3 protein-coding genes are annotated in these 11082 nt (G+C 69.5%); all 3 read left to right on the top strand.

Annotated features, from left to right (window positions below):
• Positions 1-5134 (top strand): type I polyketide synthase (locus ACYVLQ_RS00840; RefSeq protein ID WP_460695393.1); only part of this gene is annotated, 5134 nt, incomplete at its 5' end.
• Between the two features lie 8 nt (positions 5135-5142).
• Positions 5143-9804: a type I polyketide synthase gene (locus tag ACYVLQ_RS00845; RefSeq protein WP_460695394.1), complete on the top strand. Its 4662-nt coding sequence runs from the start codon at positions 5143-5145 to the stop codon at positions 9802-9804.
• Between the two features lies 1 nt (position 9805).
• Positions 9806-11056, top strand: coding sequence for a crotonyl-CoA carboxylase/reductase (ccrA, locus tag ACYVLQ_RS00850; protein ID WP_460695395.1), 1251 nt, complete (start codon positions 9806-9808; stop codon positions 11054-11056).
• Positions 11057-11082 lie beyond the last annotated feature (26 nt).

An 11082-nucleotide genomic window follows, 5' to 3' on the forward strand; every position in this document is an offset into this window, starting at 1 on the left:
TGATCCGTTGTCGTTGCGTGGGAGTGGTACGGGTGTTTTCGCGGGCGTCATGTACCACGACTACGGATTCGTCGCGGCCACCAGCGCACAACGGCACGAATTGGAGGGCTATCTGAGTTCGGGCGGAATGGCCAGTGTGGTCTCCGGTCGGGTGGCGTATGCGCTGGGGCTGGAGGGTCCGGCGGTGTCGGTGGATACCGCGTGTTCGTCGTCGTTGGTGGCGATTCATCAGGCGTGTCAGGCGTTGCGGGCCGGGGAATGCGATATGGCGCTGGCCGGTGGCGTGACGGTATTGGCCACGCCCTCGGTATTCGTCGAGTTTTCTCGGCAGCGTGGTTTGTCGCCGGATGGTCGGTGTCGGTCGTTCGGGGCGGGTGCTGATGGTGTGGGGTGGGGTGAGGGTGCGGGGTTGGTGGTGTTGGAGCGGTTGTCGGATGCGGTGGCTGGGGGTCGTCGGGTGTTGGGTGTGGTGCGGGGTTCGGCGGTGAATCAGGATGGTGCGTCGAATGGTTTGACGGCGCCGAATGGTCCGTCGCAGGTGCGGGTGATTCGGGCGGCGTTGGCGAATGCGGGGGTGGCGCCGCATGAGGTGGATGTGGTGGAGGGTCATGGGACGGGGACTGCGTTGGGTGATCCGATTGAGGCGCAGGCGTTGTTGGCGGCGTATGGGCAGGGTCGTGATCGTGGGTTGTGGTTGGGGTCGGTGAAGTCGAATATGGGTCATACGCAGGCGGCGGCGGGTGTTGCCGGGGTGATCAAGATGATCGAAGCAATGCGGCACGGCATTCTGCCGCCGACGTTGTATGCGGAGACGCCGAGCCCGCATGTGGATTGGTCGGCGGGTGATGTGCGGTTGCTGATCGAGCAGCAGCCGTGGATCCCGGAGGAGGGACGGCCACGCCGCGCGGGGGTGTCGTCGTTCGGAATCAGCGGCACCAACGCGCACCTCATTCTGGAGCAGGCCACCGACACCGATGCCCGAGCACCACGAGCGAGGTCTCGAGCAGTTCGGCCCGATACACCGCTACAGGAGGCGCGGCTGCCGGTGGTGCCGTGGCTGGTGTCGGGGCGGTCGGCGGAAGCTGTTGTGGCGCAAGGTGAACGGTTACGGAAATGGGTCGAGAACAATCCCGATGCCACCGCTGTGGACGTGGGTTGGTCGGCGGCGGTGACCCGGGCGCAGCTGCCGTGGCGGTCGGTCATTGTCGCGGGTGCCGACGGAGCCGTTTCCGAGGATGTCTCCGAGCCGGTTCGGGTGTCGGCGGGTAAATCGGTGGTGGTGTTTTCCGGTCAGGGTGCGCAATGGTCGGGGATGGGCCGGGAGTTGTTCGAGGCTTTTCCGGTATTCGCCGACGCGGTGCGTGAGATTTGTGATCCGGGGTGGTTGTTTGATTCTGGAACGGATTTGGACGCGACGGGGAATACGCAGGTGGCGTTGTTCGCGGTCGAGGTGGGGTTGTTCCGGCTGTTGGAGTCGTGGGGGGTGGCACCGGATCTCCTGGTGGGCCATTCGGTGGGGGAGATCGCTGCCGCGCATGTGGCGGGGGTGTTGTCGGTCGAAGATGCGGTGCGGTTGGTGTCGGAGCGGGCGCGGTTGATGTCGGAATTGCCCGGTGGGGCGATGTTGGCGGTCGAGGCCGCGGAATCGACTGTGGCGCAGACGCTTCCGGTGGGCGTGTCGGTGGCCGCGGTAAACGCGCCGGGCTCGGTGGTGGTGTCCGGTCCTGTCGAGGCGATCGAGGATGTTCAGCGACTGTGGGGTACGCGTACTCGGGTACGGCGACTGCGGGTGTCACACGCCTTCCACTCGAGCATGATCGAGCCGATGCTCACCGAGTTCGAGGCGGTGTGCCGCAGCCTTACCTTTAGTCTGCCCCGGATACCGATCGTCTCCACTGTCACCGGCCAGATCGAATCGGAACTGTTCACCGACCCGGCGTACTGGGTGCGACAGGTCCGCCAACCCGTACGATTCGCCGACGGAATCCGGCTCGCCGGACAGGGTACCGGCGTGCGATTCCTGGAGGTCGGCCCGGATGCCGCGCTGGCGCCGATGATCTCACGGACCGTGGGTGACGAAGCGGTCGTGCTGGCCACGCAGCGGCGAGACCGGAATCAGGTCGAGGCGCTGGTGCGCTGTCTCGCTCGGGCCCATTGCCACGGCGTCGGGGTGGATTGGACGGAATTCTATGCCGGAACCGGCGCCCGCGCGGTCGATCTACCGACGTATGCCTTCCAGCGGCGGCGGTTCTGGCTGTACCCCGCCGTTCACGAAAGCGGCGCACCGGAACCGTCGGATCTCGGTCTGCACGGGGTTGCGCATTCGATCCTGCGCACGGTTGTGGACATCCCTGGTGGCGATACCGTGTTCACCGGGTACGTGTCGACGACAGCCCAACCGTGGCTGGCCGACCACTCGGTCTTCGGGTCCGTACTGCTGCCCGGCACCGCATTCGTCGAATTGGCTTCTGCCGCAGGTGGTTTGGTTGGCTTCCCCCGTCTCGAGGAACTGTTGCTCGAGGAGCCGCTGACCGTGGCGGATCGCGGCGTCCTGGTCCGGGTGGTGGTCGGCGCGGGTGCGACGCGGCGTCCGGTGACGATCTATTTCCGACCCGATGACGGCCGCGCCGAGGACCGCCCCGGCGGCGCGTCGGGATGGACACGGCATTGCTCGGGAGTCGTGGCCACCGGCGGGGCGGCCCCGGAACGGCTGGACGGCGCCTGGCCACCGGAGCGAGCTGTCGCCGCCGACGTCGCGCGCGGCTACCGCCGCCTGGCGGCGCTCGGATACGGGTACGGACCGTCCTTCCAAGGGGTGCGGCGGGTCTGGCGGTGCGGCCCGGACGAAGTGTGCGCCGAGATCGAGGCCGCCGGACTGGACGTATCGGGATTCGGCGTGCACCCGGCGCTGTTCGATGCCGCATTGCATGCCTGGGCCGTGTCGGTCGCCGGTTCGGACGAGCCGGGCGCACCGGCCGAACTGGATACCGATCGGCTGTGGCTCCCGGTGTCGTTCACGGGAGTGTCGCTGCGGGAGACCCGGCCGACAAGCTTGCGGGTCCGGTTGCGCCGGGACCACGACCGGGTCTCGATATCGATCGCGGATTCGACCGGTGCGCCGGTGGCCTCCGTGGACGCGGTGGCGCTGCTTCCGGTGTCGCGGCGGCAGTTGGCCGCGCTGAGCGGCCGGGCCGCGCTGTTCGAGACCACCTGGGTCCGACTGCCTGAAGTATCGGGATCGTCCGGGGTGGTGTGGGGTATCGGTGATCCGAATGCCCTGGGGGACAAGGTATCCGGAGCCGCCGACCGATGGTTCGCGAATGTCGACGACGTGGTGGAGGCGCTGGGCGCCGGCGTTCGAGCACCGGTGGCCGTGGTGGCGCCATGCTGGACACCGGCCGATATGAGCGGCGACATCGACGTCGCCGGTGGTGCGCTGCGCGCCGCGGTGAGTGCCCTGGACCTCGTGCAGAAGTGGGTGGTGAGCGGCGGGCTGGGCTCGGTGCGCCTGGTGCTGATGACCTCCGGCGCGGTGGCGGTGCCCGTCGCGGGCGACGGCGCCTTGGACGTGGCCGGTCTGGTCCAGTCGGCTGTGGCCGGTTTGGCGCGGACGGCGCAACTTGAGTATCCCGGACGATCGGCGCTGGTGGACTTCGCGGGCGGCGACCTGCGCGCGGCGGTGTCCGCGGTGGCCGCCGGAACGGAATCCGAAGTGGTGGTGCGTGTTTCGGGAGCGTGGGCACCGCGGCTGATGCTCGCGGACGAGAGCGCCGCAGGGGACGCGGCCACGCCGGGCGACGTGCCACGATCGAACGGGATATCCGATGGCGTGGTGCTGGTGGTCGGCGGTGGCGAGCTGGCGAGCATCGTGGTGCGGCATCTCGTCGTGGAGCGCGGGGTCCGGGATGTGGTGGTGGCGTCGCGGTCCGGCGCCGGGGCGGTCACGGCTCTGGCCGAGGAATTGGCCGCGGCGGGCGCACGGATACGGGGCGCGGTCTGCGATGTGTCCGTGCGCGGGGACGTGCGGCGCCTGGTGCGGTGGGCGGGTTCGGAAGGCGGAAAGCTCTCGGCGGTGGTGTATACGGCCGGAGTCCTGGACGACGACATGGTCGCCGCGCTGTCGCCGGAGCGTATGGCGACGGTATTGCGATCGAAGGTGGACGGCGCCTGGCATCTGCACGAGGCGACGCGGGGGCTGGAGCTGGACGAGTTCGTGCTGTTCTCGTCCGTGGCGGGGACCGTCGGCGCGCCGGGACAGGCGAATTACGCGGCGGGCAACGCGTTTCTCGATGCGCTCGCCCAGTATCGACGCGGGACCGGCTCGACGGCGCGGTCGATCGGCTGGGGACTGTGGAATGTGTCCGGCGGCATGGCCGGAGGAGTGCGCGCGGCCGATCGAGCCCGGATGGGCCGCGGCGGACTGGTGGGATTGAGCGTCGCGGAAGCGCTCGAATTGTGGGATCGAGTGGTGTCGGGGGACCAGACGCGGGTGGTCGCCGCGCGTTTCGATCCCGCGCGATTGGCCGGAGAGCTGACCGGATTGGGCGGTGTGGCGCCCTCCATGATGCGAGGCCTGGTCCGTGGGTCGAACGCGGGAGCTGGCCCGGTCGACGGTGGCGGCGTCTCTGCGGAGCTGGTGTCGCGATTGGCGGGACTGTCCGCCGACGACCGCCGGAAGACGTTGCGCGAGTTGGTCTGCTCGCATGTCGGCGCCGTGCTGGGCTTCGGCCCCGGCGAACCCGTCGATGCCCAGGCCAGCTTCCTGGATCTGGGTTTCGATTCGCTGGCGGCGATGGAGCTGCGCAACCGTCTGGCGGGCGCCACCGGAGTGGGGTTACCGGCCACGGTCGCCTACGACCATCCGACACCGCAGTCGGTGGCCGAATACCTCGACGGCTGCCTCCCGGTGGCCGAATCCGCCGCGGCGCCCGATCTGACGCGGCAAGTGGACGCACTCGAGGCCGCACTGGCCGACCTCGACGGTAACAGCGCCGACCGGGCCGCGGCCGTGCGCCGAATTCGTCAGATCGTCGCACGATTCGATACCGCCCTCGACTCGACGGTGCCGACCGGCGACGACGCACTGTTCGCCTATATCGACAGCGATCTCGGCCTGGCCGATCCGGAGGAGTGAAGGACATCATGACTACCACCGAGGATCGCCTGCGGCATTACCTCAAGAAGGTCACGCAGGAGTTGAACGAGTCCCGTCGACGGCTCGCCGAGGTCGAGAATCGCACCCGCGAACCCATCGCGGTGGTCGCTATGGCCTGTCGCTATCCGGGCGGAGCGAATACCCCCGAACAGCTGTGGGACCTTGTCTGCGCCCGCGTCGACGCCATCGGGACCTATCCCAACGACCGCGGCTGGGAATTGATGCGGGAGGTCATCTCCACCAAATCGAGTGACCTCGAGGAGGGATATGCCCAATCGGCCGGATTCCTCACCGACATCGCGGGTTTCGACGCCCAGTTCTTCGGCATCTCGCCGCGGGAAGCGATGCTGATGGATCCGCAGCAGCGGCTCGCGCTCGAGGTGACCTGGGAGGCGATCGAACGGGCCGGTATCGTGCCCAGCGCGCTGCGGGGTTCGCGCACCGGCGTCTTCCTCGGGTCCACCGGCGGCGACTACATGGCCTCCCTGGTGCAGGCCGACGTCGGCTACCGGAACGGCGACGGGGACGAGCCGGGGGCCGCGGGGGACGAGACGCACGTACACGGGGATCAGAGCACGGCCGTCCCGTACATCCCGGACGACAGCGATGCGACGCACATGATGACCGGCAGCATGTCGAGCGTGTTGTCCGGTCGCCTGGCCTACGCGTTCGGCTTCGCCGGTCCGGCCATCACCGTGGATACCGCCTGCTCGTCGTCGCTGGTCGCGATCCACCAGGCCTGTCAGTCGCTGCGCGCCGAGGAATCCGATCTGGCCGTCGCCGGCGGCGTCATGCTCATGTCGACCCCCATGCTGCTCGGCATGACACGCCTGGCGGCGGCTCCGGATGGGCGCTGCAAGTCCTTCTCCGACGACGCCGACGGCACCGGCTGGGGTGAGGGCATCGGCGTGATCGTGCTGGAGCGCCTGTCGGATGCGCGGCGTAACGGCCATCCGATCGCCGCGGTCATTCCGGGCAGCGCGATCAACCAGGACGGAGCGTCCAATGGGATGGCCGCGCCGAACGGCGCGGCGCAACAGCAGGTGATCCGGGCCGCACTGGCCAGCGCTCGACTGACCGGCGCGCGGATCGACGTGGTGGAGGCGCACGGCACCGGGACCGCGATCGGCGATCCGATCGAGGCGGGCGCCCTGCTGGCCACCTACGGAGCCGACCGGGACCCGGATCGGCCGTTGTGGCTCGGCTCGATCAAATCCAATATCGGTCACGCGGGCCCGGCCGCCGGCGTCGCGGGCGTGATCAAACTCGTCATGGCGATCCAGCACGGCGTGCTGCCGCCTACCATGCACGTCACGGCGCCGACCTCGCATGTGGACTGGTCGTCGGGGGCCATGCGGCTGCTCACCGAACCCGTCGTCTGGACCGAGGACCGGCCGCTGGTCGGCGCCGTGTCGTCGTTCGGGGTGAGCGGTACGAACGGGCACGTCCTGATCGCGGCTCCCGACTTCGCCGAAAACCGTTCGGCCGCAACGGATAACGGTGACACCGACCTCAGCGCCGCCCGGCCCGTGCCCTGGGTGCTGTCGGCCCGCACCGCGAAGGCCCTGGACGAGCAGGCCGGTCGCTTGCGAGAGTGGTTGTCCGGCAACGCCGCCGAACCCGCCGATATCGGGTACTCCCTCGCGAAGCGGGCCGCCTTCAAGAATCGGGCGGTGATCGTCGGCGCCACGACCGCGGACCTGGCGCGCGGACTCGGTGCGATCGCCGGGCACACCGTCGATCCCGACGTGTCGACCGGAGTGTCCCGGAATCCGGGTGCGCCGGTATTCGTCTATCCCGGCCAGGGCGGCCAGTGGCTCGGCATGGGGCGTGAACTGCTCATCGAGTCTCCGGTTTTCGCGCAGGCGATCGAGGACTGCGAACGCGCCCTGGCGCCGTGGACGGACCGGCCGGTCGGCATGATCCTGCGCCAGGATCGCGGGGCCCCGGCCATGGATACCGTCGACATCATCCAGCCCACCCTGTTCGCGGTCATGGTCGCGCTCACCGAGCTGTGGCGATCGATGGGGGTGCGGCCCGGCGCGGTGATCGGACATTCGCAGGGCGAGGTGGCGGCTGCCTACGTCGCCGGGGCGCTCTCCCTGGCGGATGCCGCGCGGATCGTCGGGGTGCGCAGCCGGCTGCTCGCCACGCTGACCGGCGGCACCATGATCTCGGTGCTCGGGCTTCCGGCCGCCGACATCGAGCAGCGCATCGTCCGATTCGGCGGCGTCGTCTCGGTAGCGGCGGTGAACTCCCCGGAGGCGCTGACCCTGTCGGGCGATCCGGACGCACTGACCGAACTCACCGACGAACTCGCCACGGCCGGTGCGCGAGTACGGCGCGTGCCGGGCGCGACGGGCGCCGGTCACTCCGCCGACGTCGATCGATTCCGTGAGGAGATCCTGAGCGCGTTCGCCTCCATCACCCCCCGCGCCGCGCAGATTCCGTTCTTCTCCACTGTCGTGGGTGACGAAGTCGACACCGCCACGCTCGACGCCGACTACTGGTTCCGGAACATGCGCCGGACAGTGCAGTTCGATGCCGCGCTGCGGGCGGCGCTGCGGGCACGGTGGCGAACCTTCGTCGAGCCCGGGCCGCATCCGGTGCTGCTGCCGTCGGTCGACCGGATCGCGAACGATCAATCGGTCCGGGTGCTCACCGGTGGCACGCTGCAGCGGGAACAGGGCGATCTGGCCCGCTTCTATCGCTCGGCCGCCGAACTGTTCGTCGAGGGCGTGCCGGTCGACTGGCGAGCGGCCTTCACCGACTCGGCCGCGCGCTATCGGGCGGACCTGCCGACGTATCCGTTCCAGCGCCAAAGGTATTGGCTCCCCGACGAATTCGCGGCCGCTCCAGCTCGGACGACCGCCGCGGCCGACGGCGAGTTCTGGCAGCTGGTCCAGCACGGTGACGCCGCGGGCCTGGGGAGGCTGATCGGCGGCGATCCGGAACCGCTGGCGGCCGTGCTGCCGAGCCTGTCGTCCTGGTGGCGGCGGTCCGAGCGGGCGGGCGCGGCCGATCGGGTCCGCTATCGCGCGACCTTCGAACGGTTGGCCCGACGTCCGGCCACCGCGGGCAAGGGGAGCTGGTACGTGCTCGTGCCGGAGGACGAGACCGATGAGCGGTCCGCACGGATCGTCGATGCCGTCCGGGCACGCTTCGGGTCGGTGCACGTCGTCGGCGTATCCGCCGCGGACGAGCTCGCCGACCGGCTCCGGCACCTGCCCGCTTCCGCCGATGCCGCCGGAATGCTGGCGGCTCTCGGCGACCACACCGCCGTCGGTCCGGTGGAGCTGGCGCGCGCACTGGGCGAGATCGGTTTCGATCGTCCGGTGTGGTGGGTGACCACCTCGGCGGTCGCGGTCGGCCCGCGCGACGCCGCGCCCGATCCCGGTGCGGCCCGGCACTGGGCCGGGAGCCGTGTTGCCGCTGTCGAGGCTCCGGTGCTCTGGGGCGGCGTGGTCGATGTGCCCGAATCACCGGATTCCGCGGTGCTGAGCGAGTTGTGCGCTGTGCTCGGCAGCGGCGCGGACGATCAGGTCGCGGTTCGAGCGAATGGGACATTCGCCCGGCGGATTCGGCGCGCGCGACCGGTCGCTGGCGACAACGCGTTCCGGCCCTCGGGCACGGTGCTGATCACCGGCGCGCCCGACGGAGTCGCTGGGCGCCTGGCACGTCGATTCGCCGAGGAGGGCGTCCCGCATCTGGTGCTCGTCACCGCGAAGGACTGCGCCGCGGCCGACGAATTGGGGCGGGAGCTGCGCGCGGCGGGCACCGCCGTGACCATCGCGGGCTGCGAACCCGGTGACCACGCGGCGCTGGCCGGAGTCCTCGCCGACAACGCCGGGGACCCTCCGCTCAGCGCGGTCGTTCATGCCGCCGGTGCGGACACCGGGTACGACGCCGCGCATCTGGTGACCGCTCGCCAGCTGGACGACCTGCTGTCCGATCGGGAACTGGAGGCGTTCGTGCTGCTCTCACCCGCGTCCGGCGCCTGGGGCGTACCGGGCGGCGGACAGGAGGCCGAAACCAGCGCGACGCTGGCCGCGTTGGCACAGCGCCGCCGCCGGCGGGGCCTGGCCGCGACCGCGGTCGGCTGGCCGGACGGAGAGGTCGCGGGGGCGCGACGACTCGAACCCGAGGTGGCCCTCGAGGCGCTGTGGCAGACGGTGCTATCCGGCGACGAGGACGCGCTGATCGCCGATATCGACTGGGACCGACCGGATTTCGCCGGTACCCGCGCCGGGGCGGTCTTCGCCGACCTGCCCGAGTTCCGCCGCGTGCGAACCCACCACGAGCAGGCGGCCACCGATCACGGTTCCCTACTCGCCCAGCTGACCGGGAGATCGGAAGCCGAACAGCAGCGCATCGTCGTGGAGCTGATCCGCGGTGAGATCGCCGCGGTGCTGCGGTACGACTCGGTGGACGATATCGAAACGACCGCACCGTTCCTCGAACTCGGCCTGGACTCCATCTCCGGCCTGCAGATTCGCAAACGCCTCGCCGCCGCCACCGGGATGGATCTCCCGATTCGCATGATTCTCGAACACCCGACCCCGGTCGAGCTGGCCGACCACCTCCTGGCCGAGTTGGGCGGCCGGAACACCGAAACGGGCGCGCTGCCCGCCGACAGAATGGAGTTGTGAGGTGCGCGAACTGTACGAGCTCGGTGAGGTTCCCCCGCTGGGGGAAGTCCCGCCGCACATGTACGCGTCCTTGATCAGACGCGAGCGTTTCGGTGAGCCCGCGCAGGCGTTCGCGACCGAGGTCGTCCCGACACCGCCGCCCGGCCGGGGGCAGGTGCTGGTCCGGGTGATGGCGGCCGGGATCAACTACAACAATGTCTGGGCCGCACTCGGTAGCCCGGTAGACGTGATCTCGTCGCGGCAGAAGCAAGGGGAGCCGGAGGACTTCCATATCGGAGGGTCGGAAGGCTCGGGCATCGTGTGGGCCGTCGGTGCCGGGGTCACCAGTGTGGCGGTCGGCGACCACGTGGTGCTGGCAGGCGCCCAATGGGACGAATCGGCCGACGACATCCGGGCGGGCACCGACCACCCGGTGTCGAAGAGTATGCGGGCGTGGGGATATGAGACCAATTACGGGGCCTTCGCCCAGTTCTGCCTGGTGTCGGACTTCCAGTGCCATCCCAAACCGGCCCGGCTGAGCTGGGAGGAGGCGGCCTCGTTCATGCTCACCGGGCCGACGGCCTATCGGCAGCTGTTCGGGTGGCGCGGCAACGAGGTGCGCCCGGGAGACGTGGTGCTGATCTGGGGCGGTGCGGGCGGCGTGGGCTCGATGGCGATTCAGCTGGCCAAAGCGGTCGGCGCGCTCCCGGTCGCGGTGGCCTCCAGCGAACAGCGCGCCGAATTCTGTCGCGAGCTCGGCGCTGTCGGGGTGATCGATCGGACGAAATTCGACCACTGGGGACGGCTGCCGGATGCGACCGACGATATCGCGATGGGTGAATTCCTGCAGGGCGCAAGAAAATTCGGCAAGGCCATCTGGGATATCCTCGGCGAGCGCCGGTTTCCGAATGTGGTGCTCGAGCACACGGGCCAGGACACCCTGCCCACCTCCATGTATGTCTGCGACAACGGCGGCATGGTGGTGATCTGCGGCGGCACGACCGGCTACAACGGGGATGTCGATCTGCGCCACCTGTGGATGCGATCGAAGCGGCTGCAGGGTTCGCACGGGTCCAACCTGCGCGATTACCGCGAGGTGATCAGCCTGGTCGATGCCGGGCTGCTGCGGCCGTGCCTGTCTCGATGCGGCGATTTCGACGAGATCGGCGAGCTGCACCAGTTGATGCACGACAACGTGCACCCCAGCGGCAACATGGCGGTCCGCGTCGGCGCCGTCGCGGGCGCCGCGTCCGCGGAGGCGCGGACACGGTAGTGCACGACCCCGAATGCTGTGGAGGT

The sequence above is a fragment of the Nocardia thraciensis genome (assembly GCF_054782435.1).